This window comes from Streptomyces amritsarensis, assembly GCF_001953875.1.
GTDB classification, from domain to species: Bacteria; Actinomycetota; Actinomycetes; order Streptomycetales; family Streptomycetaceae; genus Streptomyces; species Streptomyces amritsarensis.
Genome location: NZ_MQUR01000060.1, coordinates 1 through 24,709, shown reverse-complemented (window position 1 = coordinate 24,709; position 24,709 = coordinate 1). Strand labels below are relative to the sequence as shown.

The following is a 24,709-nucleotide window of genomic DNA, read 5'->3' as shown; positions in this document are numbered from 1 at the left end:
TGCGGGGGCTGCCGCGTTAGGCTCGACGGGTGGATCCCAAGACCAGAAACCGTGTGATGGCCGGCGTGCTCGTGCTGATGTTCCTCGTCGTCGCCGTGGCGGCCGCCACCGGCCAGTAGCCCCTCCCCTGCCCTTTCGCCCCGCCCCTTCCCCTTTCGCCCCGCCCCGCCCGGCTCCACGGCGCGCGGCGCCGTGAGCCGCTCTTGCCTGGAGTGGACTCCAAGCAGTTGGCTTGGGTCCCATGAAGTACACGCAGCTCGGACGCACCGGACTCAAAGTCAGCCGACTCGTCCTCGGCACGATGAACTTCGGTCCGCAGACAGACGAACCGACCAGCCACGGCATCCTGGACGCGGCCCTCGACGCAGGCCTGAACTTCGTGGACACCGCCAATGTGTACGGATGGGGGGAGAACAAGGGCCGTACCGAGGAGATCATCGGTACCTGGTTCGCGCAGGGCGGTGGCCGGCGCGAGAAGACGGTCCTGGCGACGAAGGTCTACGGCTCGATGTCCCGTGAAGGGGACACCTGGCCCAACGAGGACCGGCTGTCGGCCCTGAACATCCGCCGGGCCGTCGAGGCCAGTCTCAAGCGGCTCCACACCGACCACATCGACGTCTACCAGTTCCACCACATCGACCGCCGGACCCCCTTCGAGGAGATCTGGCAGGCCGTGGACGTGCTCATCCAGCAGGGCAAGATCCTCTACGCGGGCTCCTCCAACTTCCCCGGCTACAAGATCGCCCAGGCCAACGAGACCGCCGCCCGGCGCGGGATGGTCGGTCTGGTCAGCGAGCAGTGCCTGTACAACCTCGCCGAGCGGCGGGCCGAGATGGAGGTCATCCCGGCGGCCCAGGACTACGGCCTCGGGGTCATCCCGTGGTCCCCGCTGCACGGCGGGCTCCTGGGCGGGGTCATCAAGAAGGAGGCCACGGGCAGCCGCCGCGCGTCGGGCCGGTCCGCGGACGCGCTGGCCAACAGTTCGGTACGGGCGCAGGTGCAGGCGTACGAGGACCTGCTCGACAAGCACGGCCTGGAGCCCGGCGAAGCCGCCCTGGCCTGGCTCCTCACCCGGCCGGGCGTGACGGGCCCCATCGTCGGCCCGCGGACCGCCGAGCAGCTGGAGAGTGCCCTGAGGGCGCTGGAGCTGGAGTTGAGCGAGGAGGTGCTGGCCGGGCTGGACGAGATCTTCCCCGGGCCCGGTCCCTCCCCGGAGGCCTTCGCCTGGTGATCGGGTAGCAGGAGGTGCGCGTGCTGCCGTGGCTCCGCGACGGGCTGCGGCAGCCCGCCCGGCTCACATAGGGGGGCCGGACGGTTCAGCCGTGCGCGGGGCTGTAGGGGCCGCCGATGCCCCAGGCCTGGTGCAGGACCGCGGCGAACTCACCCGCGAGCCGGTGTTCGCCGGAGGCGTTGGGGTGGGTGCCGTCGTAGGTGTCGCGGTGGATGTCGTACGCGGCCGGACGCGCGGCCAGCAGGATGGGCGAGGCGTCCGTGGTGAGGTCGGCGACCGCCTTGGCGAGGAGTTCGTTGAAGCGGGCCACCTCGGCCGCGAAGGGGGCGTCCTCCTCGGCCCGGCTGTTGGGGATGACCGGCAGCAGCACCATGCGGACGCCGGGGTGGGCGGAGCGGGCTCCCGCTGTGAAGCGGCGGACGTTGTCGGCGGTCTGTTCGGCGTCGGTGTAGAAGCCGAGGTCGATCAGGCCGAGGGAGACCAGCAGGATGTCCGGGCGGTGCGCGGCGACCGTCTCGCCCATGACGGGCGCCATGTGCTGCCAGCCCTCGCCCCAGCCGGCCAAATGGCGGCGGGCGTGGTCGGGGAAGCCGGGGTCGGCGTACTCGTGGCTGACGGGCGCGTCGGCGGTGGTGTCGTAGACCTCGCAGCGCGGGCCGACGATCCGGTAGGGCCCGCCGAAGGTCGAGTTGAGGTGCTGCCACATGCGGTAGCGCCAGGTGTAGTCGCCGGCGCGTCCGATGGTCATGGAGTCGCCGACGAACATGAAACGCATCCGGTCATCATCGCGGATCGCGCGACAGAAACCTCTGTGACGCCGGACACGCGGCACGTACTGGCAGGCTGGGAGGATGCGCCTGCCCCTGCCGTCCGCCGCCGCCCTTACGGCCGCCGCCACCGCAACCGCCACCGTCCTCGCCGCCGCCGTCGTCGTCGTGCTGCCGGGCGCGGCGTCCGCCGCGCAGTCCCCCGAGTCGTCCTCGTTCACCATCTCCGATCCGAGGATCAAGGAGTCGAGCGGGCTGGCGGCCAGCCGCGTCCATCCGGGCGTCTACTGGACGCACAACGACAGCGAGGACGGCCCGTACGTCTACGGGGTGGACTCGGCCACCGGCAACACGGTGGCCCGGGTGACGCTGACGGGCATCGGCCGGCCGCGGGACGTCGAGGCGATCTCGCTGGGTCCGGACGGGCAGCTCTACGTCGGGGACATCGGCGACAACCGGGGCGGCACCTGGGACCACGTGTGGATCTACCGGTTCCAGGAGCCGCGGCAACTGGGTGATGTCACGGTCAAGGCGGCGCAGTTCACGGTGCGGTACGAGGACGGGCCGCGCGACGCCGAGTCCCTGATGGTCCATCCGGTGACCGGCCGCGTCTACATCGCGAGCAAGAACGAGAGCAAGGGCGGCCTGTACGAGGGTCCCGCGGAGCTGTCGACGGGCGGCGCCAACGTCTTCCGGCGGGTCGCCGCCGTCCCGTGGGTGACGGACGGCGCGTTCTCCCCGGACGGCAGCCGGCTGACACTGCGGGGCTACTTCACCGCCCGGACCTACCCGTGGAAGGACGGCCGGCCCGAGGGCGAGGGCGAGCGGGTGGACGCGCCGTGGCAGGGCCAGGCGGAGTCGGTGACGTACACGGCGGACGGCTCCACGCTCATGTTCGGCTCGGAGGGCGCGAGCAGCCGGGTGGTCGCGGTCCCGGTGGCCGCGGCGTCCTCGCCCGGCGGTTCGGCGTCGCCGCAGCCCGGGTCCCCGCCGGACGCGTCGGCGACCTCCGCGGAGCCCACGGGCAGCTTCGGCAAGGGCGCCCTGGTCCTGGCGGGCGGCCTGGCCCTGGTCTTCGGCGCCAGGCGTCTCTTCCGCCGCCGCGCGCGGGACTGACGCGGTGCGGCAGGGGCCCGTCACCGCACTCCCCCGGCGGGCCGGCGGGCCCCGGACGGGTTACGAGTGGCCGAGGTCCAGGTCCGCGGCCTGGGCCTCCGGGGCCGGGACCGAGCCCGTGTCCGCGGCCGGCCGCAGGACGAACTCGTCGGACGCCATCGAGTCGAGGACCGGCGGGGCCGGCCGCAGCGGCGCCGGCATGACCGCGGCCTCGGAGTGGCCGCCGCAGCCGTAGGACAGCGACACCAGACGGCCGTCGGCCGGGCTGAACTCGTTCGCGCAGACGCCGAAGGCCTGGCCGAGCGAGCCGCCGATGGCGACGAGGAAGCCGCAGGAGACACAGGACGCGGGGGCCGCCTGCGCCATCGGGGTCTTCGCTCCGAAGGACTCGTCCCAGCGGTCGGCGGCGCTGTGCAGCCCGTAGCGGGAGAGCACGCGCGCCCGGCGCATGCCGAGCTCCTCGGCGACCGCCGTGATGGAGCCGCGCACGGGGACGGTCACCCGGTCGGTGACGTCGGCGTCCTCGGCCTCGACGAGTTCGGCCATCTCGGTGGAGACGACGGAGTTCGGCGGCGGGGTGTCCTCGCCCGACCAGCCCGGCTCCAGCCGCAGGTCGTCGGCCTCGGTGGGCAGCAGGTCGCCGGGGCCCATGTCGCCGGGGCGCAGCCGCTCGCTCCACGGCACCCACTCGGGGGCGAGCAGGGCGTCGTCGCCGGGGAGCAGCACCGTTTCGTCGAGGGTGACGTTCTTGGCGCGGGAGGCGCGGGCCACGGTGACGGCCCAGCGCCAGCCGCGGTACCCCGGCTCCTTGGACTCGAAGAAGTGGGTGACGACGCGGTCGCCCTCCGCCACGGCGGAGACGTGTGCGCCCACCACACCGGGGAAGGCAGCCTCCTCGGCGGCCGCGCGGGCGAGTTCCACCGCCTCGACGCACAGGCGGTCGGGGGTACGCGGGGTACGGCTTCGCGTCGTCGCAGCACTCACTGGTCTCGTTCTCTCCTACGCCGTCTCACGTGTGCGCCGTCCGTACTGTCGTCCACAACGACCCGGTGGTGCTGTCCGTACGAGGCGCGGGCGGAGCGGACCAGAGGGCCGCGTCGACGTCCGCACCCGATCGGACTCCGGGCGCACCTCACTGCGATCCATTCTGCGGGATCACGAAGAGGCGCGCGGCCAGGAGCAACCGCCGGTGGCGCGCTACGCACGCTACCTCCTCTTAAGCCCTGGGCACACATGCAAGGTCCGATTCGCGGACAAGCCGCGGGTTCCGCGACGCGCCGGGAGGCGCCCCGCGGGGGCCGGGTGGGGCACTATGTCGAGTGTGGCACCCGTACGGTCGTCCGACGACGGCTCGGGACCGGCCAGGCGGGCCGGCCGGGCCGTCGGTCGTGCCCTGCACCGTCCGATCACCGGTCCGGCCAAGGGCATCCGGCGGGCCACGCACGCGCACGGGGCGGGCGAATCGGGTCTGGGCAAGCTGATCGAGCTGCACGCGATCAACGGCGCCGGCGACATGATGATCACGGTGGCGCTGGCGTCGACGGTGTTCTTCTCGGTGCCCACGGACGAGGCGCGGGGCCGGGTGGCCCTGTACCTGGCGATCACGATGGCGCCGTTCACGGTGCTGGCCCCGGTGATCGGTCCGCTGCTGGACCGGCTGCCGCACGGGCGGCGGGCCTCGATGGCGGCGGCGATGCTGGCGCGGGCGGTCCTGGCGCTGCTGATGTCGGCCGTGGTGGCCACGGGGGGCCTTCAGCTGTATCCGGAGGCGCTGGGCGTGCTGGTGGCGTCCAAGTCGTACGGGGTGGTGCGCAGCGCGGTGGTGCCCAGGCTGCTCCCGCCGAAATTCTCACTCGTCAAGGCGAACTCCCGGGTCACGCTGGCCGGTCTGCTGGCGACGGGCGCGGCGGCGCCGGTCGCCGCCGGGCTGAACTCGATCGGGCCGCAGTGGCCGCTGTACGGGGCCTGCGTCGTCTTCCTGGGCGGCACCTTCGCGGCGTTCACGCTGCCGCACAAGGTGGACGAGGCGAAGGGCGAGCGCCGCGCCCGACTGTCGACGCACGAGGCGCACTCGAAGCGGCCGGGGCTGCGGACGGTGAGCCGCAGTGTGCTGTGCGGGCTGCTGGCGAACGCGGCGATGCGCGGGCTGTCCGGGTTCCTGATCTTCTTCCTGGCGTTCCTGCTGCGGGAGCAGCCGCTGGCGGGGCAGAGCGCGGCGGTGTCGCTGGGCATCGTGGGCGTGTCGGCGGGTGTCGGCAACGCCTGCGGCACGGCGGTGGGTGCGTGGCTGCGGGCGCGGGCGCCGGAGGCGATCGTGGCGTCGGTGCTGTGCGTGACGCTCGTCGTGGCGGTGCTGGCGGCCGTGTTCTTCAGCGGGCTGTTCATGGCGGTGCTGGCCGCGACGGCGGGCTTCTGCCAGGCGCTGGCGAAGCTGTCGCTGGACGCGATGATCCAGCGGGACGTGCCGGAGGCGGTACGGACGTCCGCGTTCGCCCGTTCGGAGACGCTGCTCCAGGTGGCGTGGGTGTTGGGCGGGGCGATCGGCATCGTGCTGCCGCTGAACGGCGTACTGGGCATGTCGGTGGCGGCGGCCATCGTCGCGCTGGGCGCGACGATGGCCGTCCGCGGCCTCATCTCGGCGCCCCGCCACCACCCCCGGCAACGCCCGTCCCGCCCCCGGGTCGCCTGACCCCCGGTTTTCAGCCTCGCCGGCGTTTGAGGCGCGGGGGTCCGGGGGCGGCGCCCCCGCCAGGGCGCCGCACCGGCATGCACACGGCCACCCCCGGCGGGAGCCGAACGGCGGCGCGCCGCAGGCCGGCGGTACCCCGTGCAGCGGTGCAGCCCAGGGGCCCGATAGCCTTCGGCTCATGACCGCACCGCTTTTCTCGGGTAGGGCCCGCCGCAGCGTCGCGGCCCTCGGAGCCGTGTCCGCCGGCCTCCTCCTTCTCTCCGCCTGCGACAAGCCGACCCCGCTCGCGACCGTGACGGTCGGCAGCGAGTCGGTTTCCGCCGAGGCCTCTTGCCACAAGGACGGCAAGGAGCTCTCCGTGGACGAGGTCCAGGACTGCCTGACGAACCTGAAGAACCCCAAGACCATCGAGTACGGCCGTGGCGACACGCTGCGGCTCGGCGTCGAGCCGGAGATCGTCGAGGACGGCAAGCGCTGGTCGGCGGTGCTCGACGGCCAGCCGATCACCGAGCCCTCGTCGAACACGTACCGCAGCTTCCCGGGCGCCGACGTCTTCGCGACGGGCGGCCAGGGCGAGGCCCCGACCTCGAAGAAGCTGGCGTTCCTGCAGATCGACGCGGCCGGCAAGCCGCTCGCCGTCTGGTCCTTCAACCTCAAGCTCAAGTAACCGGACGGCACCGGTGCGCGCGCTCGTCGTGACGGCGGTGGGGGCGGAGTCGGACTCCGTCCTCACCGGTCTGACCCCTCATCCGGACAGTCCCGGCCCCGAGCCGCGCACCCTCACGCTGGGGCATCCCCGGACGAAGTCCGGGGAGGGATACCTCATCACCCGCCGGGACCTGCCGGGCATCGCCTTCGACGTGCTCGTCGGCGGCGTCGGTCCGGCAGCGGCCGCCGCGGGCACCGCCACGGCGCTGGCCCTCGCCGAAACCGCGTACGGGCTGGTCGTCAGCGCCGGCATCGGCGGCGGGTTCGCGCCCGCCGCGCCGGTGGGTTCCCTCGTGGTCGCGGACGCGATCGTGGCGGCCGATCTGGGGGCGCAGACCCCCGACGGCTTCGTCGACGTGGCGACGCTGGGCTTCGGGCGCACCGTGCACCTGCCGCCCGCCGAGCTGGCCGCCCGGGCCGCGGAGGCGACCGGGGCGCTGCTGGCGCCCGTGCTGACCGTGTCCACCGTGACCGGTACCGCCGACGGGGCGGCCGCTCTCACGGCCCGGCATCCGATGGCCGGGGCCGAGGCCATGGAGGGCTTCGGAGTCGCGGAGGCCGCTGCCGCGCACGGGCTGCCCGTACTGGAGATCCGCGCCGTGTCCAACGCCGTGGGGCCGCGCGACCGGGCCGCCTGGCGGATCGGGGACGCGCTGGCGGCGCTCGCCGAGGGCTTCCGCGTGCTGGGGCCCGTACTCGCGAACTGGGGAGAACGCCATGAGCAACACCGTGGTCGAGGCTGAACCGCTGAAGATCGCCTATTCGCCCTGCCCGAACGACACGTTCGTCTTCGACGCGTGGGCGCACGGCCGGGTGCCGGGCGCGCCGGCCCTGGACGTCACGTTCGCGGACATCGACCTCACCAACGGCATGGCCGAGCGCGGTGAGCTGGACGTGCTGAAGGTGTCGTACGCGGTGCTGCCGTGGGTGCTGGGGGAGTACGCGCTGCTGCCGTGCGGCGGGGCCCTCGGGCGCGGCTGCGGCCCGCTGGTGCTGACCCGCGAACCGGGCCTGGACCTGGCGGGGAAGACGGTCGCGGTGCCGAGCGAGCGCTCCACCGCCTACCTGCTGTTCCGGCTGTGGGCGGCGGACGTGCTGGCGGAGGGCGTCGGCAAGGTGGTCGTCCTGCCGTTCCACGAGATCATGCCGGCGGTCCGCGACGGCCGGGTGGACGCCGGGCTGGTCATCCACGAGGCCCGGTTCACGTATCAGGACTACGGGCTGCACTGCCTGGCCGACATGGGCGAGCACTGGGAGTCCACGACCGGCCTGCCGATCCCGCTCGGCGCGATCATCGCCAAGCGCTCGCTGGGTGCCGAGCGGCTGCGCGCCCTGGCCGAGTCGGCGCGCACCTCGGTCCGGATGGCCTGGGACGACCCGCAGGCCTCCCGCCCGTACGTCCGCGCGCACGCGCAGGAACTGGACCCGGCCGTGGCCGACCGGCACATCGGGCTGTACGTCAACGAGTTCACGGCGGATCTGGGCGACGCCGGCTACGCGGCGGTGCGCGGGCTGCTGACACGGGCCGCGGCAGAGGGGCTGGTACCGGCCATCGCTCCGGACGCGCTCGCCTTCCCGTAGCGCTCTCGCGCCGTACGCGGCTGCGCCCCGCCGCTCGTGGGAGCAGCGGGGCGCAGGGGTGCGTAGGCGGTTCAGACGTCGAGCTGGTCGGCCACCGCGCGCAGCAGTCCGGCGATCTTCGTGCCGTGCACCTTGTCGGGGTAGCGGCCGCGCTCCAGCATCGGGGTGATGTTCTCCAGCAGGGTGGTGAGGTCCTGCACGATCGAGGCGAGCTCGTCGGGCTTGCGGCGCTGGGCGGCGGCGACGGAGGGCGCCGGGTCCAGGACGGTCACCGAAAGTGCCTGGTCACCGCGTTGTCCGGCAACGACGCCGAACTCGACTCGCTGACCGGGCTTGAGGGCATCGACCCCGGCAGGGAGCACCGACGAGTGGACGAAGACGTCACCGCCGTCGTCGCGGGAGAGAAAGCCGAAGCCCTTCTCACTGTTGAACCACTTGACCTTGCCGGTAGGCACGTCCGTCCTCTGTCCTTGTGCTCGTCGGGGTCCGGGGGCCGCGAACGGCTCCGGACAACAGCGCAGCGGGCCATGTGTGACCCGCCACCTCAAGGCTAATGGTCGGGAGCCGGGTGACAAGACGTTCCCCGGTCCTTCACGGTCGGCTGCTTCGGCCAGGGAACTACCCTGGTGAGGTGACTGTTACTCCTCATTCAGACGAAGCGCGGCCCGGCGACGGACTGGTCAAGGCGGGCGGCATCGTGTTCATCGCCGGTGCCGTGGCCACGCTGGCCACGATGGCCCCGCTGTTCCTCGACATGGACCCGTTCCCGTCATACGCGTGGGCCGTGTGCATGCTGATGGGCGTCGGCTTCGCAATCTCCGCGGCGGGCGTGCTGCGCTCCGCGGCCGCCCAGCGCAAGGCGGCACGCGCCTCCCAGGCGGCCTAGCCGGCCTGGACGGGGACGGGCTGGACGGGGACGGGCTGGACGGGTCGTGCGGCGACGTACTGCGCGAGCCATCGGGGCAGCGCGGTGAGGTCCGGCAGGACGACGTCCGCGCCCGCCGCGCGCAGTTCCGGCTCCGGGCACGGGCCGGTCGGCACGGCCACGGACAGCGCGCCGGCCTTCCGGGCGCCGCGTACGTCGCCGATGTGGTCGCCGACGTAGACCTGCGCGCCGTGTTCGCGCAGCGCGCCCGCCTTGGCCTCCGCCCACAGCCAGCCGATGACCGCGTCCGGCTCGATGCCGAGGTGCTCCAGGTGCAGGCGGGCGTTGGGCTCGTGCTTGGCGGTGACGACGATCGCCCGCCCGCCCATGGCCTGGACGGCGGCGACGGCCTCGCGGGCGCCGGGCATGGCGGGGGTCGGCCCGATGGCGTGGTCGGGGTAGATCGCCCGGTAGCGGTCCGCCATGGCCGGGATCTCGGCCTGCGGGAACCAGTGCGCGAGCTCCTCGTCCAGCGGCGGGCCCAGGCGGGTGACCGCCGCGTCGGCGTCGATGTACGTGCCCGTCTCGGCCGACAGCGCCCGGTAGGCGGCCCGGATGCCCGGACGGGAGTCGATGAGGGTCATGTCGAGGTCGAAGCCGACGGTGAGGTTCATACGGCCCATTGTGCCGAGGCGGGCGGACGGCCGCGGACGGTGCGGCGAACCTCCCCGGAACCTTCCCGGAACTCGTCGGGGCGGGCCGCCGCGGTGCTTCAGCGTCGGCGCGCCCGCCACACCAGGTACAGCACCGACGCCAGCGCCGCGCCCCGCAGCAGCCACGGCCACATCCCCTGCACCGCACCGCCGACCTGGTCGTCGGCGAGGGTCTCGCCCCACTTGCCGTTGGTGCGGCCCCACAGCCATACCGCGGCGCCCGCGAGGACGGCGCCGGGCGGCCCGAAGACGGCCCATTTGCGTTCGGCGGGCCGCAGCACCCGGGAGGCGTACGGCAGGAGCCAGCCGATGACGAGCAGCAGCCAGTGGCCGCTGACGACACCGACGACGAGGACCGCCGCGGCCAGCAGCAGGAAGGCGTTGGGGCGCGGGCGGGCCGGGGCGGCGGCCGCCTCCGGCTGCGCCCCCGCCTCCTTCGCCGCCTCCGCCTTCGCACGGCGCCGCTCGCGCAGGAACCGTACAAGGGCCCGCGTGCCCGAAGCCGGCGGCCCGGGCGGGGGCCCCTCCTTCTCCTCGGCGTCCTCCTGCGGGCCTTCCCCGAACCGCTCCGGGATCTCGATGCCGCCCGCGAAGCCGTCGACCTGCGGGCCCCGTCCGTACGTGCCGGGCGTCATCCGCCACCAGTCGGGCTCGGCGCCGCCGGACGGGCCGAGCTCGTCCAGCCCGGCCAGGTGCGGCGGTACGTTCTCCGCCTCGGGCTCCCGTTCCGGCGTCGGCCGCGGCGCGGGCACACCGGGCAGGCGCAGGCGGCCGGGGGCCCGCTGGGCGGGCACCGACAAGACCGGTTCGGCCGGGCCGGCGGCGGGAGCCGCGCCCTGCCGGGAGCCGAGGGTGTCCAGGACCTCCTCCGGCGTGCCGATGCGTTCCAGGATGCGGCGCACGGCCGCGGGGGTCTCCGGGTCGTACTTGGCGCGCCGACGGTCGATCTCGTCCCGCAGGCCCGCCACGAGCCTCATCCGGTCGCCGGAGGAGAGGTGCCGGCGTTGCGCCAAGTCCCCGACGGCGCTCAGATATTCGTAGACCAGGTGGTCGCTTTCGATCCCCACGCCCAGGCTCCTCCCGTACCGCCTCTCCCGAAGGTAGCGCGTGCGCCCGTGGAGCCGCCCCGGGCACAGCGGATACCGTTGGCCGGATGGGGACCGGCCGATACGACCGGCCGACGCGACCGGGAGGCGACTGTGCCCGAGCCAAGCACTGCTGCGGGAGCTCCGGAGAGCGGGACCGGGGCGAGCTCCCCGCGTTCCCTCGCCGAGGCGCTGCGCGCCCGCGACGACGCCGCGCTCGCCGCCCTGCTGCACTCCCGCCCGGACCTGCTGAACCCGGTGCCGGGCGACGTGACCCAGCTCGCCACCCGCGCCGGGACGCGGGCCTCGGTGGTGCGGGCGCTGGAGCGCCTGGACCGGTTCACGCTGCAGACGGCCGAGGCCCTCGCCGTGGCTCCGGACCCGTGCCCGTACCCCGTGCTGGAGGGGCTGCTGACCGGCGGCGAGGACGAGCAGGCCCGTGCCGCGCTCCCTGCGGCCCTGGGCCGGCTGCGCGACCAGGCCCTGGTGTGGGGCGACGAGGACCGGCTGCGCCTGGTGCGCACGGCCCGCGAGTTGCTCGCGCCGTCCGCGCAGCGGCCGTCGCCGACGGGGCTGGGGCCGACCGTCGCCGAGGCCACCGCCGGGATGTCGCCGACGCGGGTGCAGGAGATCGTGGCGGCGGCCGGGCTGCCCGCCACGCACGACCCGGTCTCCGCGGTCACGGCGCTGACCGCGCTGTTCACCGACCCGGAACGGATGTCGGCGCTGCTGGACGAGGCCCCTGCCGAGGCCCACCAGGTGCTGGGGCGGCTGGTGTGGGGGCCGCCGTACGGGGAGGTGACCCCGAATCCGGCGCCGCCGGTGCGCTGGCTGCGCGACCGGGGGCTGCTGCTGCCCGCGACGGCGCGGACCGTGGTCCTGCCGCGGGAGGTGGCGCTGCACCTGCGCGGCGGCCTCGCGCACAAGGACACGGCGCCGGTGCCGCCGCCGGTGACGGCGCACCGCGAGCACCGTCCACAGCTTGTGGACGCCAACGCCGCCGGCCAGGCGCTGGCCGCGCTGGCCACCGTCGAGGAGCTGGTGAAGTCCTGGGAGCACACCGGTCCGCCGGTGCTGAGGGCGGGCGGGCTGTCCGTACGGGACCTGAAGCGGGCCGCGGCCGCCCTGGACGCCACCGAGGCGTCGGCGGCGTTCTGGATCGAACTGGCCTACGCGGCCGGGCTGCTGGCCGGCGACGGCGAGGCCGACGAGCGGTACGCGCCCACCCCGGCCTTCGACGACTGGCGCGAACTGCCGCCCGCCGAACGGTGGTCGGTGCTGGCCGCCGCCTGGCTGCCGGCGACCCGTACGGCCGGCCTGGCCGGCGAGCAGGACGCGAAGGGGCGCACGCTGTCGGTGCTCGGCCCCGAACTGGACCGTTCCGCGGCGCCCGAGGTGCGCCGGCGCGTCCTGGAACTCCTCGCCGACCTGCCGGAGGGCGCCTCGCCGGACACGGAGGCGGTGCTGGCGCGCCTGGCGTGGGAGCGGCCCGTGCGCACGGCGAGCGACCTGCGGGCAAGGCTCGCGGGCTGGACGCTGACCGAGGCGGAGGTCCTCGGCGTGACCGGCCGGGGCGCCCTGTCGGGGCCCGGCCGGGCCCTGCTGGAGCACCGCGACCCGGCGCCGCTGCTGGCGCCGCTGCTGCCGGAGCCGGTCGACCACGTGCTGCTCCAGGCCGACCTGACGGCGGTGGCGCCGGGCCCGCTGCGCCGCCCGCTCGGGGACACCCTGGCCGTGCTCGCGGACGTGGAGTCCAAGGGCGGGGCGACGGTGTACCGGTTCACGCCGGGGTCGGTGCGGCGGGCGCTGGACGCCGGCCATGCCGCCGCCGATCTGCACGCCTTCCTCAAGGAGCACAGCCGTACGCCGGTGCCGCAGCCGCTGGCGTACCTGATCGACGACGTGGCCCGCCGGCACGGGCACCTGCGGGTCGGCGCGGCCTCCTCGTACGTGCGCTGCGACGACGACGCGATGCTGGGGGAGATCCTGGCGGACAAGCGCTCGGCGGGGCTGGGCCTGCGCCGACTGGCGCCGACAGTGCTGGCGGCGCAGGCGGAACCGACCGCGCTGCTGGAGGGGTTGCGGGCGATGGGGTACGCGCCGGCCGCGGAGTCGGGCACCGGCGATGTGCTGGTGGCGCGGGCCGACGCCCACCGCACACCGCCCCGCTCGGCGCCCGTACCGGTGCCGGACGGTCCGCCGGTGCCGGACGCGACGCTGCTGGGGGCGGCCGTACGGGCGATCCGCGCGGGCGACCTGGCTGCGACGGCGGTCCGCAAGGAGCCGGGGCCGGCGGCCGCGGTGCCGGGCGAGCTGCCGCGCACGAGCGCGGCGGAGACCCTGGCGACGGTCCAGGCGGCGGCGCTGACCGGGTCGGCGGTGTGGATCGGCTACGTGAACGCGGACGGCGCGGCGAGCCAGCGGGTCATCGCGCCGGTACGGGTCGAGGGCGGCTTCGTCACCGGCTACGACCACACGGCGGACGAGGTCCGCACGTACGCCCTCCACCGCGTCACGGGCGTGGCGGAACTGGCGGACGAACACCTCTAGTGCTGTGGCCGGCGTCGCGACCCGGTGAACCTTGCCGGTCACAGCACTAGCCTGTCGGCATCCGGCCCGGCCGCACGATCCGGCCCCGCCGGCGTTCGAGGCCCGGCGGTCCGGGGCGGCGCCCCCGGCAACGGTGCGGCACCCGCGGGGAAAACGGCTGGCGGCGCCGCCCCGCCGCGGGACACGCTGGGCCCATGCAAGCCGTTCCGCACCGCCAGATCCGCGCCGTCCACACCGACACGACCGTCACCGTCTACCAGGCATACGCGCCCCGCCTCGGGGTCCCGGCGGCCCGCGACCACCGCTTCCCGCCCGCCTGGAAGCGCGAGCGGATGACGTGGATCAAGCCGTCGTTCCTGTGGATGATGTACCGCTGCGGCTGGGCCACCAAGGCCGACCAGGAGATGGTGCTGGCGGTCGAGATCACCCGCGCGGGCTTCGACCGGGCCCTGCGGGAGGCCTGCCTGTCGCACTACGAGGCGGGCGTGCACGCGGACCGGGCGGCCTGGCAGGAGTCGCTGCGCTCGGCGCCCGCCCGCGTGCAGTGGGACCCGGAGCGCGACCTCCACCTGAACCCGCTGCCGTACCGCTCGCTGCAGTTGGGCCTGTCCGGTCCCGCGTCGCGGGCGTACGCCGACGAGTGGACGGTCTCCATCCGCGATGTGACGCCGCTGGTCCGCGAGGTCCACGGCCTGCTGCGGTCGGGGGCGCAGGACGCCGAGGGCGCGGCCCGGGCGCTGCTGCCGGTGGAGACGCCCTACCCGTCGGGCCCCCTGGGGCACCTCGGCGCGTGCGCGCCCGCCGCCCGCCCGGCCGTCAGTCCCGGATGAGCAGGACGAGGAAGCCGACGACGGCGCCGACCAGCAGCGCGATCAGGGAGTAGCGGGGCCGTGAGGCACGCAGCACCGGCAGGTAGTGGTCGGCCGCGTAGCGGCCGGGCCCGGTGAGCGTGAGGGCGATGACCGAGGCGAAGAGCACCACTTCGAGTTCCACGCCCTTGGGCGGGAAGTAGGCGTCGAAGCCGCGGACGTCGAGGATGTTGATGAAGACGCCGGTGAGGGCCGCACCGGCGAGCGGGGTGAGCAGGCCGAGGGCGAGACCGAGGCCGCCGAGGGTCTCGGAGAGGCCGGCGATGACGGCCATGGCGTCCCCGGCGGGGTAGCCGGCCATGGAGAAGCCCTTGCCGGTCGCGGTGAGGCCCGGGCCGCCGAACCAGCCGAAGAGCTTCATCGTGCCGTGGCCGGCCATCGTCAGGCCGACGACGAGGCGGAGCACCAGCAGTCCGACGTCGTGGGTGACGGTGGTGGCAAGGGCCGAGGATGTGCTGGAGAGCGTGCGGTCCCAGCTCGTTTGCATCATGGGGGTCCGTTCCGAGGTCGCCTGGCAGCAACCGCCACCGTATGACGCCCGCTCGCGACGACCCGCCCGCAACATCCGCGGCCGCCCCATCGGCCCCTTCCGCCTACCCGTTCGGCCGCAGAACACCCGCCCGACACCGCCCCCGGATGGGGTGGACAACGGGGTGGCGGACCGGGTCGAGCCGGTCGGCATGGCCGACGTCGCCACACGCTCGATCACCGCGGCCGTGCTGCGGCCGACCACGAAGTCCGAGGATGCCGCCTGCTGCCGCCCCGCTCCGTGACCCCGGCCCGATGAGGCCGGGCCGGCTGGCGACCTGCGAATGCCAAGGAAAATACCATGCCCCGGGTGCACATTGAAGGTGCACTGGATAGCTCATCTCCATTCTCTCGCAGTGGCCCGGATCTCCACCTCTTCCCGATAACCCCGCCACGTGGAGTGCGCCGCGCTCCTGGAGCCTGCCGAAAAGGGATCCTTACCTGCGGTTTCGTGCATGCGCGGCCCCAGCCTCAGGCTGAGGGTCCACCTTCGAATTGATGCGCGTGTGACCGCCGCTTCGCAAGGAGGTGGCGGCGTGCCGGTGGGCGCGGACGGTGGTGGAGTCGGAAGTCGTGTGTGCTGACCCGCATTCACCCGCTGTCCGCGACTTCTTTCCGCTGTTCTTCAATGCCTGCAGCACGCCAGCAGCCACCACCGGACCGGGCAGTTGCGGGTACATCCTCGACAAGCCCCGACTTTGCGGCATTACATTGCGACACCCGCGGAATGAGGCCCGTGCAGGGTGGTCGGTTGCGGGTTCGCGACCGGTCGGCCAAATAATGCCCATTATTCCCGCATTGAAATTCGGGATTGCAGGCCCCCATGCGGGATCAGAGAATCCTGACGGTGAAACACATTCTGGGATCCTCGGACGTGCAGAAACCTGAGGAGGCTTGCGCAGAGGATGCGGACACCCCCGGCACACCGGATCCCACCCCGGGGTGCCGGGGCGGGACCCGGGGGCGCTCAGGCCGCGATGCCGACCGAGGGTGCGTGCGAGTACCACAGGGCCGCCACCTGCGAGCGGTCACGGCATCGCAGTTTGCGCAGCACATTGGAGACGTGGAACTTGACCGTGCTGCGCTCGATGATCAGCTGCTCGGCGATCTCCGAGTTGGAGAAGCCCTCGGCAACCAGTCGGGCCACCCCCCGCTCACGATCGGTGAGCCGGCCGACCTCCTCGACGGGCGGCTCGGTCGCCCGTGGGTGACTCATACGGCCCGAGAGCAGCGCGGGGACAAGCTCGGGAGAGACCCAGCCCCGCCCGCTCAGCACCTCGCGGACCGCGGCCACGTACCCGCGGTCGGGATCATCACGGCCGATGATGCCGGCCACCTGGGTGTGGGCCGACGACGGCCAGAAGGCGTCGCTCTGGCCCGACACCAGGACGATGAGCCGGGTTCCCCGTAGGGCGAGCGACGGCTCAGCGTTCAGCACGCCGGCCTCCACCACGACGATATCCGCCGGAGTGGACGAGTCGGCGACGGCTCCACCGTCTCCGTACCCGGAGACAACCCATCCGGGACCGACCAGCACCTCAGTCATCCGTCGTAGCAGCGCAGGAGAATCGATGACAAGAAGTATTCGTTCCATGTTTCCCCGTAATTCTGACACAGAGGACGTCAGGAAACCTGGGCGAGTCAAGCCCAGTTGGCGCCCCCCGTCCCCGAAAACCCTTGAGCAGTGACGAGGAAACTAGCACACAAAGGTTCGGCAAAGAAGGCGAGGAGGGAGCGGCGCCGAGTACCAGAGGAAGAATTGAGGAAGCCCGCCTCAAACGCCCCAGTTAAGCGTATTTGATCACCACGGGGGAGTGTGGAGCGGCCCTGGAGCAGGGCGGCTGCGCTCGCCCGGAGCCGGCGTGCTTCGACGCACGCCTGACAGTCATCGGGATCCGGCACTCCTACCCAGAGGGTGGCGCGCTCCGTCGTCGGCCATGATCGGCCGTGTGTCGGGGGCTGTTGACGGTTCCGCCCTGGACCGGGCGGTGGGCGGCTACCGGCCGACCGGCACCTCGCCGCCACCGTGCCCGCGCAGACACCACCGCCTTGCGGGTCCGGGCGGCCGCGCGTGATCGCTGGCGACGGCAGAGCACTCAAGGGATCGGCCCGTCCGTCCTCGGCATCACCAACGATGCCGACTTCTACGCGACTTGAACCAGCCCTGGCTTTCGAGGCTGTCGTCCTTCCGAGTGCGGCCGTGGAGCCACTGGTCAGGCAGAGGGCCGGTACGCGTGGGCGAGTTCGAGCGGAGCCGGCTGGGGGATGCGGTCGCCCCGCTGTCCGAACCGGCGCCGTCACAGGAGCGTGTCACGGCAAGGGGTGCGGCCTGCCCGAGAATGCGGAGACGGGCCCCGCGCGACGGCCGGTGCGGGCCTCGGCGGTCCGCAGCCGACCTGTGTGCCAGCTGAAATCGTGGCTCTCGACCAGCCGCAGCGGCTGGTACCCGACCGGTATGACCTTGACCGCCGCCCACCCCATCCCGCGCAGCCCGGCGGGGAGCCGGTGGGTGAGATCGATCGCGAACGGATCCGCGCCGTCGGCGACCAGGCTCCGTACGACCGTGTCGGTCGGCACCTCGACCGCGGTCCGGTGCGAGGTGCACTGGACGAAGCCGTCGACCCACTCGCGGACTTGCTCGTATCCCTCCGGGGACGCCAGATGGCGCAGACGGTCGTCGTCGTCGTCGATGCGCGCCGGCGCCCTGCCGAAGCCGTGCTCGTCCCAGGAATTGAGGATCACCGAGCGGACCTGGAGGGCTTCCTGCAGCGCCCCGAGCATGCTCCACCAAGGATCGTCCGAGGCGTTGCACCCCACTGTCGCCAACGGACCCGCCCCGGCACCCGTCTCGTCGATGACCGCGGCGACGGTGCAGACGACGCCCGGCACCGCGGTGGGCAGGTCCGCCAGGACCGGCACGAGTCCCGCCTGCTCCGTCTTCTGCCACAGCGCCGCGAGGTTGCGGCGCTTGATGTTGCGCTTCCCTCCGAGCCCGGCGGCGGCATCGCCTGCGGTGAGCGGGAACGGTGTCACTCGCGCGAGCCGAAGCCGCTCCTCCCATGCGACGAGAAAGGCATCGCGCTCGATGACTTCCATCAGGCCGGCGCGCAGCGCCATGGTGTAGCCGTGACCGGACGCCGCTCCGGATGGTGTCGGGTCGAAATGCCGCGCCTCGGGCGAGGCGTTCGGATAGTCCACGAGCGGCGCGGGTACCAGGATCTCGGCCCCGTCCCGCAGCCTCCGGGCCGGGTACCAGGTCAGCACCTCGTCGGCGGCGCGCGGGTCGCCCAGCGCCGTGTCCGGGCCGTGGAACGCCAGTACCTGCCCGCCGGCTTCGCGCGCTGTGGCGCGTACGGTGCCGGGCGGGGCAGTCGCCGAGGGGAAGAGCGCGTAGCGCTCCACGGCTTCGCCCACGCCGCGCGTCAGCGCGTCGGAGCGCGAGTGTCCGTACGCCCCGACGACGCACGGGTCCAGAGCGCGGCCGACGGGCTCCTGGGCGGCGGCGGGGGTGATCCGTACCAGGGCACGCCACAGCAGATCGGTGGGCGGGGCGGGAGGCTGGACCTCGCACCGTTCGGCGAGCCCGTGCGTACGGTCCAAAGTGCCGAGGAAGTCGATCACGAAGCGGCTCCTGTACGCGGCGCGAGGCCGCTCCTGCGGAAGAACGGAAGCGACGGCCCGCCGTCCGTGAGCGCGGAGTTCAGCGCGAGCAGCACCCCCGCGCCTCCCGTGGCGAGATCGGTCGAGACGCGCATGGCCTCGTGGCCCAGGAAGGCGGGCCGGTCGTCGAGGCGCACGGTCTGCAGGGCGAAGCCGTCCACATGGAGGCGTAGGCTCTCCTCCTCTGCCCCGTTCTTCTGCGCGCCGGTGCCGTCGACCATGTGACGCAGGGCCACGAGCGTGCCCGCGCGGCCGTGGAACAGGCCCGTCTGGGCCACGAATCTGCGCCGGGTCGATCCCAGGATCGCGTCACGCGCGCGGATGAGCTCGGCTTCCGGACGATGCGTGACGAAATCGTGCAGCACCATTCCCGTACCCGCACTGCCCACGGCCAGCAACGGAGCTCGTCCCGGAGCCGATTCGGGCAGGTGGTCGCCCTTCCAGCCAAGGTGGGTCAGCTCCTGCCGCAGCGCGGTGTGCGCGTGCTCCAGGAAGGACGGGGCGCCGGTTGCCTCGTACAGTCGCAGCAGGAACAGGGCGCGGCCCGCCGGCCCCCGCAGCAGCCCGAAACGTGTCCTGCCGTCCGGGCTCCCGGCGGGCCCGGCGGTGATCCGCTCGGCCAGTCGGACGGCCTCGTCCAGCAGGGCACCCTCGCCGGTGCTCCGGGCGAAGTGGAGCAGGGTGAGCCCCACTCCGGAGGCTCCGCTGAGCAAGGTGTCGTCAGCGCTGCCGGATTCTGTGCCGAGGTCCGCCACGACCTGGGAGACGAGTGCGCGGGCGGTCTCGGCACGCCCGAGCCGGTCCAGGGCCAGGGCGATTCCGCTCAGTCCGGTGCAGAAGCCCGGCGAAGGGCGGTCGAGGGCGTGGGTGGCGGCGACCAGCCAGTCGGTGAGGTGTGCGGGGACCGACGCGCCGGCCTCGGCCAGGGACCACAGGACCCCGGCGGCGCCGTAGGCGAAGGCTGCCCCACCCTCGGACGTGGCGAACTGCTCCGGGTCCCCGGGGAAGAGCCGGTCCTGGCGGTCCGGTGTAGCGGTGGCCAGGATTCCGTCGATGATCTCTGTGCGCAGCGCGGGCCAGTTCTCACGGGGATCCGGCCGCAGGTCCGCGGTGGGTCGGGGGCACGTCGTGTCGGCCTCGATGCCCAGATCGCGCCGGACGGTGTCGGCGAAGTCCGCGGGTACCGGGAAGTGCGTGAGGACCGCGTCGATGAGGTCCTCCGTCTTCTCCGGGCCCCAGAGCAGCAGGGTCGGCAGCGGGATGAACACGGCCAGGCGCAGGCATCCCAGGGCGTAGCGGTCGATGGCGGGGCCCCGGTACTCGGCCGGTGCGGTGAACCCCGGCGCTCCCATGGTCTGCCGGGCCGGGGAGTCCACGGAGTCGGCCGTCTCGAAGTCGATGAAGACAACCGTGTCGTCCGGGCGGACGAGGATGTTGGACGGGTGCAGATCACGGAAGACGACGCCTCGGGCGTGCAGGGACGCGATGCCTTCTTCGACCAGACCCAGAATCCTCAGGGCCCACTCCGTGTACGCGGTGAAGGCCTCGGGGGACCGGTTTTCGCCTGCCAGGGGGTTGCGGCGGATCATCTCCTTGGCGAGGGGCTCGCCTTCGGCGTATTCCCTGACCAGGAAGTAGTGTTCGCGCCCCTTGCGGAAGTCGATGAGGCGGGGAATGCAGTCCAGGCCGGCCAGTCGCTCCAGCGCCCAGTGTTCCCGTTGCTGGCGGCCGACCGCGTCCTCGCCGTCGACGAGACCGGCGAAGGGGCGGGCTTCGCGGAGCAGGACGTCCGCGCCGTCCCGGGTGTCGGTGCCCCGGTAGACGCCTCCTCCGTTGGAGAAGTGCACGGCGGAGGTGACGCGGTAGGGGAAGTCCTCAAGCGTGCCGGAGTTGCGTGCCGCGGCCGATTCGGCCAGGCAGTCGGGAAGGGGCGCCCAGGCCGGCGGGCGGAAGCCCGGGCCGCGGTGGTCGGGTACCAGCCTGCCCTCGGGATCCTCCACGCAGTGCACGAGTTCGCCGGTGTCCGCCCGTACGGTGCGCAGGAGGAAGCCGCCGTAGCGCACGTAGAGCGGCCCGGACCGGTATCTCAGGTCGCTGAGGATGTAGGGGCCTTCGCGGCCGCCCAGCAGGTCGTCCAGCTCGCTGAGTATGAGGGCCAGACGGGCCTCGTCGAGAGGGTAGATGGTGACGAACTTGCCGCTGGCGCTGCGGTCGCCGTACTTGCTGTTGCGCGATTCGAGTACGGCGCGGCTGCGCAGGAACTTGAAGGTGATGCCGCCCTCGAGGCAGTACTTCCGGACGGTGGCCAGGATGTCCTCGGCGTTGTCGGGGGTCGCCGACACATGTATCTTCCAGCCCTGCCCGGGTATCTCGGAGTCGGGCGGCGAGATGCCGATCCACTCGGTGCCGCCTCTCCGGGTCCAGCCGGGGGGCGGTTCCTCATGGGCGAGAGGGAAGTCGTCCTCGTCGGTGTGGGCCGCGGCCGGCAGATCGAAGAACGGGCTGCCGGGAGGGCAATAGTGAAGATGTCTGCCTACGTCCATAACCTTTACCTGTCTCCCCTGCCGACTGCCTGGCCCGGCCGTCGTGATGTCAACTTCTGAATGTCAACGCCCGTATGGAGCTACGTATTTGAGGTACAGCCACTCCCACGCCGGCCGGGTGCCCGCGTCGACGTACGCCAGTCCGGCGCGCTCGGCCGGTGCCTTGTCCGTACGCAGCGCGAAGCCCGACACCTCCATCGGGAAGTGCTCGCCCTCACGGAAGGGGACGAAGGCGGACAGTGGTGCCGTTTGCCGTGTGCCACGGTCCACCGCGACGACCCCGGTGCCGACATCGGTGCCGATGACCAGGCCGCGCCGCTCCAGGCGGACCTCGGAGCCCCGTGCGACCGCGTCGGTGTCGGCTGTGTCGGCCAGCACCAGCCGGACCTGGCCGCCTTCCTGAACGAATCCCCCGACCACGGTGTACGGCAGCCGGACGAACAGCAGGACGGCGGCCGCGGCGGCGACGGCCAGCACGGAGACGAGGGCGATCCGCGGAAGGCCTGCCCCGGCCCGCCGCGCCTCGCGCAGCAGCCGCTCGCCGCCGTTCCAGGCGTGGTACATCAGGTAGCTGATGGCCGCGGCCATCACGGCGGCGCCGGCGAGGCCCAGGCTCTGGACGATGTCCGACCAGAGGCCGATCGCGACGGCCACGAGGTAGAGGGGGAAGATCATGCAGGCGAGACCGAAGGGCACGGCCCAGGTGAGCCCCGGCAGTTCACGCCTGTACCGGCCGCCGAACAGGATCCGGGCCAGGAACCGCCGCGCGTCGGTCATGGACCGGTCGCGCAGGTGCGGGATGTCGAGATGGCTCATCAGCGCGAGATAGCCGTCGAGCTTCACCAGCGGTACGAAGTTGAGTACGCCCGTGAGGTAGGTGGAGACCCCGAAGACCAGCATGCCGTCGTGCAGCAGCGAAGGGCCGTTGACCGCGGACAGCACGAGCGCGCTCAGGGAAACCGTTCCGGCGACCACTGTCTGTGTGACGATGCCCGCCAGTGCGACCCGGGTGCGCTGTTCCTTGTGCGGCAGGCGCCAGCCGTCGGACACGTCGCAGAAGAAGGCGGGCGACATGTAGAAGAGCATCACGCCCATCCGGCTGGGGCGTCCGCCGTAGTGGGTCAGGACCGCCCCGTGGCCCATCTCGTGGAGCGCGGTCGTGAGGATCGTCGCGGTCATCACACCGAGCAGGACGGCGAACGGCAAGGGCTGTCCGAGCGCCTGCGTCAGCGCCGGGGCCTGCACCGTGAGCGCCAGCAGTCCGCCCAGGACGAGTATCGCGGCGACCACGGCCGCGGCCCGGTTCGCCAGCAGCCTGATGAGGGGCACCAGCCGGTTCAGTAGCCGCTGCGGCTTCAGGACGGTGAACTGCAGTGTCAGGGGGGGTACGTACTTGAACCAGGTGCCGCTGTGCCGGTGGATCCTCCCGTCCTCCAGCAGCCGCATCTCCTGGAGGTTGTGGACGGCGGTGGCGACGGCGTTCTCCGTCCAGGGTCCGCCCAGCGTGCTCACCAGAGCCGCGTGGTCGCGTTCTCCGTCCATCGCCCGCATCAGCCTGGCCATGTCCGCACCGACCCGGATGTACTGCTGCCCGGACTGCACGATCCACAGGGAACCCTCTGCCGTCGGCTCGTGCACCTGGACCCGCGGGGCGAGCCGGGGCCGGCGGGTCAGTTCGGCCGTCTCGGCCGCCGAGGGTTCCGCGTCGGCCCGCTTGCGGCGACGCCGGGGCCGACCGGCCGGTCCCGGAGCGGTCGGCGCGGTCCGCTCGTCGGTCAGGGTCATTTGACGTCCCGGGTGACGAGCAGTCTGCGGGCCGTCCAACCGGCGAGGACGAGCCAGCCGGCGATGACGAGCAGGGCCAGGGGGATCGACAGCATCTCGGGCTTGGCGTCGCGGTAGACCGCGCCCATGGCGATCCCCATCGTGAACTTGCCGACAGCGGGCAGCACCCGGAAGAGCGTCTCGTCGACGAAGAGTGTCACCACCAGCACGATCGTCACGCTCGCCGCCTGGTTGCGGATGATCCAGCCGAGCAGGACCCCCCACGGCACGGCCAGCGTGACCACGGTGAGCACGCCGAGCAGCGTCAGGGTCGCTTCGCCGCTCCACTGGACATCCATGCCGAACAGGGTGAAGAAACCCCACAGCGAGAGGGGGGCGAGGACCGCCGCCAGCAGCGCGAAGACCAGGCCCATGGCCGTTCCGACGATCGTCTTGGCCGCGAGCAGCCGTGTCCGGCTGCCACACAGCAGGACGGACCGGCTGATGGCTCCGGTGTTGTACTCCCGGCTCACGAAGAGGGCGCCGAAGAGGACGGAGGCCAGGAGAACGGAGAACCAGGAGCGGATGAGCTCGGCGGTGGCCGCGGCGGCATCGGTCGCGCCGGAGTCGATCTGCTGGTCGGCCACGGCTGCGGCTCCGCTGCTGCCCAGCAGGCCCAGGAACACACCGAGTGCGCCCATGATCCACCAGGTGCGTCCGCTCCATGCCTTGAGCCACTCGGCGTTCAGCACCTCACGCATCGACGTGCCTTTCCGCTTCTGTGCCGACCAACTCGAAGAATCGTTCCTCCAGGCTGGTTCCGCTGCCCGGGACCAGCTCGGATATGGGACCGCTGTACCGCAGGGTGCGCTGAAGGATCACCACGTCGTCCACTGTCTGTTCCACCTCGGAGAGCAGGTGACTGGAGAGCAGGATGGTGCGTCCCTCGTCGGCCAGTGAGCGCAGGAAGGTCCTCAGCCACCGGATGCCGTCCGGGTCGAGCCCGTTGGCGGGCTCGTCGAGCACCAGCAGTTCCGGGTCGGCGAGCAGCGCCACCGCCAGGGCGTGCCGCTGCCGCATGCCGGTGGAGTAGCCCTTGATCTTCCGGTCGGCACTGCCGGTCAGCCCGACCTTGTCCAGCACCTCGTCGACACGCGTCGCGGGCAGGCCGAGCATCCGGGCCCAGATCCGCAGATCGCGGCGTCCACTGGTGCCGGGCATCGGGGCGATGCCGTCCATGCTGACCCCGACCCGGCGCGCGGCGTCGGGCAGGTCGGCGTAGGGGCGCCCGAAGACGGTGGCAGTGCCGGAGCTGGGGCGAGAGAGCCCGAGCAGCATGCGCAACGAGGTGGTCTTCCCCGCGCCGTTGCGGCCGAGCAGCCCCACGATGCGGCCCGGCCGGACCTCGAACGTCACGTCCTCCACCGCGGTGACCTCACCGAACCGCTTGGTCAGGCCGCGGACGGAGACCGCTGCGGTGTCGCTCATCCCCTGCCCGCCCGCCTGTTCGCGTTCATCTGGTACGCGCAGATGAAGATGAAGACGGTCGCGGCACCGATCAGGACCCACTGCGCGGTCCCGTCCAGCGCGGCGCCGACAGGCATGAGGATCAGTGCGAGCAGCCCCGTCATCATGGTGAGCGACTTGCTCGACGGATACCGGTTTCCGGTGTTCGACATGAGATTCTCCCTTTTTCCTTCTGCGGATGTTTACGCTCCGCACGCCCGGCCCGGGCCGGCCGAGGCCGTCCCGGGCCGGGCGTCACCGCTGTTGACACCGCGAGGGGCTCGCGCCCCCGGCAGGCATCAGGTAGAGGCAGCCACGCTGAGCGCACCCACTGCGATGCTGAACATCAGGCCGTCCTTGAAACCGGTGTAGAAGCCCGGCGCCTCCATGGCTTCAAGCTCCTGCATCCCCAGCTCCAGAGCCGGACCATTATCCTTCAGGTCAAAGCCCGTCTTGGGCTCGAAGACCGCCTGCATTTCGATACCTCTTCTCGATGGTTACTCGGAGAATCCGGGCGGTTGGTGCAGGCCGCTC

General features: G+C 72.6%; 23 protein-coding genes. 9 read left to right on the top strand and 14 right to left on the bottom strand.

Annotation, left to right across the window (positions count from 1 at the left end; all coding sequences use genetic code 11):
- Positions 1–241: 241 nt before the first annotated feature.
- The gene (locus AVW11_RS23410) at positions 242–1,231 is read left to right on the top strand and encodes an aldo/keto reductase (protein ID WP_030851061.1); all 990 of its coding nucleotides are present in this window, start codon (positions 242–244) and stop codon (positions 1,229–1,231) included.
- An 85-nt stretch (positions 1,232–1,316) separates the two neighbouring features.
- Here the strand turns inward: AVW11_RS23410 and AVW11_RS23405 are convergent, their stop codons facing one another.
- Positions 1,317–2,006, bottom strand: coding sequence for a GDSL-type esterase/lipase family protein (locus tag AVW11_RS23405; protein ID WP_030851059.1), 690 nt, complete (start codon positions 2,004–2,006; stop codon positions 1,317–1,319).
- A gap of 76 nt (positions 2,007–2,082) precedes the next feature.
- Between AVW11_RS23405 and AVW11_RS23400 the strand changes: the two genes are divergently transcribed.
- A complete protein-coding gene (locus AVW11_RS23400; RefSeq protein ID WP_076045712.1) occupies positions 2,083–3,114 on the top strand; it encodes a hypothetical protein in 1,032 nt (343 codons plus the stop codon).
- 60 nt (positions 3,115–3,174) lie between these two features.
- On the opposite strand, the gene AVW11_RS23395 is transcribed toward AVW11_RS23400, so the two are convergent.
- Complete coding sequence (locus tag AVW11_RS23395; protein WP_030851055.1) at positions 3,175–4,098, bottom strand: DUF3027 domain-containing protein; 924 nt, start codon at positions 4,096–4,098, stop codon at positions 3,175–3,177.
- Between the two features lie 328 nt (positions 4,099–4,426).
- Here AVW11_RS23395 and AVW11_RS23390 point away from each other — a divergent pair, with 328 nt between their 5' ends.
- From AVW11_RS23390 to AVW11_RS23375, 4 genes are all read left to right on the top strand, one after another.
- Complete coding sequence (locus AVW11_RS23390) at positions 4,427–5,803, top strand: MFS transporter (protein WP_030851051.1); 1,377 nt, start codon at positions 4,427–4,429, stop codon at positions 5,801–5,803.
- A 178-nt stretch (positions 5,804–5,981) separates the two neighbouring features.
- The gene (locus AVW11_RS23385; protein ID WP_030851048.1) at positions 5,982–6,470 is read left to right on the top strand and encodes a hypothetical protein; all 489 of its coding nucleotides are present in this window, start codon (positions 5,982–5,984) and stop codon (positions 6,468–6,470) included.
- A gap of 13 nt (positions 6,471–6,483) precedes the next feature.
- On the top strand, positions 6,484–7,254 hold the full coding sequence (locus AVW11_RS23380; RefSeq protein ID WP_051700544.1) for a futalosine hydrolase: 771 nt from the start codon (positions 6,484–6,486) through the stop codon (positions 7,252–7,254).
- Positions 7,229–8,092 carry a 1,4-dihydroxy-6-naphtoate synthase gene (locus AVW11_RS23375; RefSeq protein ID WP_076045710.1) on the top strand — a complete coding sequence of 288 codons (864 nt, stop codon included), beginning with the start codon at positions 7,229–7,231 and terminating at the stop codon, positions 8,090–8,092. The genes AVW11_RS23380 and AVW11_RS23375 overlap by 26 nt, the downstream gene beginning before the upstream one ends.
- Positions 8,093–8,163: 71 nt before the next feature.
- Here AVW11_RS23375 and AVW11_RS39005 read toward each other — a convergent pair whose 3' ends face one another.
- Positions 8,164–8,547, bottom strand: coding sequence for a cold-shock protein (locus AVW11_RS39005; protein ID WP_030012939.1), 384 nt, complete (start codon positions 8,545–8,547; stop codon positions 8,164–8,166).
- A 176-nt stretch (positions 8,548–8,723) separates the two neighbouring features.
- On the opposite strand from AVW11_RS39005, the gene AVW11_RS23365 reads away from it, so the two are divergent.
- Positions 8,724–8,978 (top strand): hypothetical protein, encoded by a 255-nt coding sequence (locus tag AVW11_RS23365; RefSeq protein WP_030851038.1) that lies wholly within the window; start codon positions 8,724–8,726, stop codon positions 8,976–8,978.
- Here the strand turns inward: AVW11_RS23365 and AVW11_RS23360 are convergent.
- Both AVW11_RS23360 and AVW11_RS23355 read right to left on the bottom strand, forming a co-directional pair.
- Positions 8,975–9,640 carry an HAD family hydrolase gene (locus tag AVW11_RS23360; protein WP_076045708.1) on the bottom strand — a complete coding sequence of 222 codons (666 nt, stop codon included), beginning with the start codon at positions 9,638–9,640 and terminating at the stop codon, positions 8,975–8,977. The two genes, AVW11_RS23365 and AVW11_RS23360, sit on opposite strands and share 4 nt — an antisense overlap.
- Positions 9,641–9,729: 89 nt before the next feature.
- Positions 9,730–10,737: a hypothetical protein gene (locus AVW11_RS23355; protein ID WP_076045706.1), complete on the bottom strand. Its 1,008-nt coding sequence runs from the start codon at positions 10,735–10,737 to the stop codon at positions 9,730–9,732.
- Between the two features lie 132 nt (positions 10,738–10,869).
- Between AVW11_RS23355 and AVW11_RS23350 the strand changes: the two genes are divergently transcribed.
- Together AVW11_RS23350 and AVW11_RS23345 are read left to right on the top strand one after the other, a co-directional pair.
- Positions 10,870–13,305, top strand: coding sequence for a helicase C-terminal domain-containing protein (locus AVW11_RS23350; protein ID WP_060180039.1), 2,436 nt, complete (start codon positions 10,870–10,872; stop codon positions 13,303–13,305).
- A gap of 194 nt (positions 13,306–13,499) precedes the next feature.
- Complete coding sequence (locus AVW11_RS23345) at positions 13,500–14,135, top strand: DUF4291 domain-containing protein (protein WP_076045704.1); 636 nt, start codon at positions 13,500–13,502, stop codon at positions 14,133–14,135.
- Here the strand turns inward: AVW11_RS23345 and AVW11_RS23340 are convergent.
- The 9 genes from AVW11_RS23340 to AVW11_RS37795 all read right to left on the bottom strand — a co-directional run bounded on the left by AVW11_RS23340 (position 14,122) and on the right by AVW11_RS37795 (position 24,651).
- Positions 14,122–14,661: a DoxX family protein gene (locus AVW11_RS23340; protein ID WP_060180087.1), complete on the bottom strand. Its 540-nt coding sequence runs from the start codon at positions 14,659–14,661 to the stop codon at positions 14,122–14,124. The genes AVW11_RS23345 and AVW11_RS23340 overlap by 14 nt on opposite strands.
- Positions 14,662–15,669: 1,008 nt before the next feature.
- Positions 15,670–16,140 (bottom strand): helix-turn-helix transcriptional regulator, encoded by a 471-nt coding sequence (locus tag AVW11_RS23335; RefSeq protein ID WP_158076157.1) that lies wholly within the window; start codon positions 16,138–16,140, stop codon positions 15,670–15,672.
- Between the two features lie 872 nt (positions 16,141–17,012).
- Positions 17,013–18,323, bottom strand: coding sequence for a YcaO-like family protein (locus AVW11_RS23330; RefSeq protein WP_076045700.1), 1,311 nt, complete (start codon positions 18,321–18,323; stop codon positions 17,013–17,015).
- Entirely contained in the window at positions 18,320–20,905 is a 2,586-nt protein-coding gene (gene lanKC / locus AVW11_RS23325) for a class III lanthionine synthetase LanKC (protein ID WP_076045698.1), read from the bottom strand. The genes AVW11_RS23330 and lanKC overlap by 4 nt, the downstream gene beginning before the upstream one ends.
- 63 nt (positions 20,906–20,968) lie before the next feature.
- Positions 20,969–22,690, bottom strand: a complete 1,722-nt coding sequence (gene mpaP, locus AVW11_RS23320; protein WP_240528240.1) for a daptide biosynthesis intramembrane metalloprotease — start codon at positions 22,688–22,690, stop codon at positions 20,969–20,971.
- The gene (locus AVW11_RS23315) at positions 22,687–23,430 is read right to left on the bottom strand and encodes an ABC transporter permease (protein ID WP_060180044.1); all 744 of its coding nucleotides are present in this window, start codon (positions 23,428–23,430) and stop codon (positions 22,687–22,689) included. The genes mpaP and AVW11_RS23315 overlap by 4 nt, the downstream gene beginning before the upstream one ends.
- A complete protein-coding gene (locus AVW11_RS23310) occupies positions 23,423–24,157 on the bottom strand; it encodes an ABC transporter ATP-binding protein (protein WP_076045696.1) in 735 nt (244 codons plus the stop codon). Before AVW11_RS23310 ends, AVW11_RS23315 begins: the two co-directional genes overlap by 8 nt.
- On the bottom strand, positions 24,154–24,348 hold the full coding sequence (locus AVW11_RS23305) for a hypothetical protein (protein WP_060180046.1): 195 nt from the start codon (positions 24,346–24,348) through the stop codon (positions 24,154–24,156). Before AVW11_RS23305 ends, AVW11_RS23310 begins: the two co-directional genes overlap by 4 nt.
- A 126-nt stretch (positions 24,349–24,474) precedes the next feature.
- Positions 24,475–24,651, bottom strand: a complete 177-nt coding sequence (locus AVW11_RS37795) for a daptide-type RiPP (protein ID WP_167389242.1) — start codon at positions 24,649–24,651, stop codon at positions 24,475–24,477.
- Between the last annotated feature and the right edge of the window lie 58 nt (positions 24,652–24,709).